The following is a 1,439-nucleotide window of genomic DNA, read 5'->3' as shown; positions in this document are numbered from 1 at the left end:
TACCCCGACCTGGGATGCGGTGGTTAGCGTGAGTACCGATGCGGCGCTGGTCGTCGGGGGCGGACTGCTCGCCAGTTCGATGAGGCAGGTGGACGACCTGGTCGATGCGGGGCTACAGCAGCTAGGGCAGCTAGGGCAGTGGGGGCGCGGTAAAGGTGGCAACGGGCGCACTGACCAGGGCAACCCGAGCCAGGGCGAACTTAGCGGCAGTGGTAGTGGCCCTCAGGGGCAGGGGGCGGAGGCGCCGCCGCCGTTGGCTGGGGGTGGGGCGGGAGGTGTTCCAAACAGTACTGCTAACCCGCAAAATATCGCTAATGCTCCTAGGTTGCAGGATCAACTACGGCTTGAGTCCGCGAATTCGCCATTTACGGCTAGTGGGCAGCTGGCTCCTCATGCAGTTAATGACGCAAGGTTGATAATTAGACCTGAGGAGTTGAGCAATCCGGCGATACCTCGGGGTTATGGGAAGTACTCCACGCAGACGTTCCAAAGTCCTTCTGGAGATTTTCAGGTTCATTTTTACAAGAATCCGTCTACGGGCGATGTCTTGTATGAGCTCGATTATAAAGCTGTACTCAATAAGATGTCCGGGGTTCAAAGGAAGCCATGAAAGTAAGGTGCACGATACTGCTTGATGCTGACCGGAGACCCGTGGAGTCTTCGCCGTGGTTGACGGTGGGGAATGTTTATCATGTGCTGACTATTTTGACCGAGCAGAGCGGTAACAAATGGTTTCGTGTTGTCACCAGTGAGCGGGATGGTGGGGCTCAGTCATTAGGGTTGTATCCCGCGGAATGCTTTGAGGTTTTGACGGATTTCAGGCCCTCATCCTGGAGAAATAGGGAAATCAATGGTTCTGTTGAGGTGTCACCTGCTTCCTGGCAAGCTCCTGGGTTTTGGGAAGATCTTTATGATGGTGATCCTAATGCCAATCTCATTTTTGAAAAGGAGCGGCGCTTAATTCTTGAAGAAGAGCCGTAATAGTGCCGTAGCTGTGGGCTCGCTCTGCGAGCCCACAGCCGTTTCCGCCCCGATCTATTCCTCCGCCGTCAACACCAAACAGCCGGCCAGAAAGGGGAAAAGGGGACAGATTTATTTTTCCCCGCCGTCGGCTAGGCTTGTAGGGGCGAAACTAGGGGACGGGCGAAACTAGGGGACAGCCACCCAATGTAGCCCCGACGGCTTAAACCGGGACTTGGCGGTAAACTAGGGGGGTAAACTAGGGGGGTAAACTAGGGGACATATATGGACGCCTCCCCATGGTCAAGGGTGCGAGTCGATAAAGCAGTTGGTTCGCGGGCAACTTCCGGCGTCTGGATGGGGCGGCATCAGCGGGCCCCGCGCCGTGATGAGATACAGCGTTGAACGGCTATTCTCAGGTTTCTTCCCGCGCGGGTGTGAGACATCGCGCCGCTAGCTGCTCCATCAGTAAGTTCAGT

At 56.2% G+C, this 1,439-nt stretch carries 2 protein-coding genes; both read left to right on the top strand.

Features of this window, described 5'->3' with window-relative positions; all coding sequences use genetic code 11:
- Positions 1-610 (top strand): hypothetical protein (locus CAI21_RS24405; protein WP_220349080.1); only part of this gene is annotated, 610 nt, incomplete at its 5' end.
- Positions 611-669: 59 nt separating this feature from the next.
- Positions 670-981: a hypothetical protein gene (locus CAI21_RS22695; RefSeq protein WP_147305240.1), complete on the top strand. Its 312-nt coding sequence runs from the start codon at positions 670-672 to the stop codon at positions 979-981.
- Positions 982-1,439 lie beyond the last annotated feature (458 nt).

It is taken from the genome of Alkalilimnicola ehrlichii (assembly GCF_003399765.1).
Taxonomy (GTDB): Bacteria; Pseudomonadota; Gammaproteobacteria; order Nitrococcales; family AK92; genus AK92.
The sequence above is the reverse complement of the archived record's forward strand: the minus strand, read 5'-3'. Positions and strand labels throughout refer to the sequence as shown.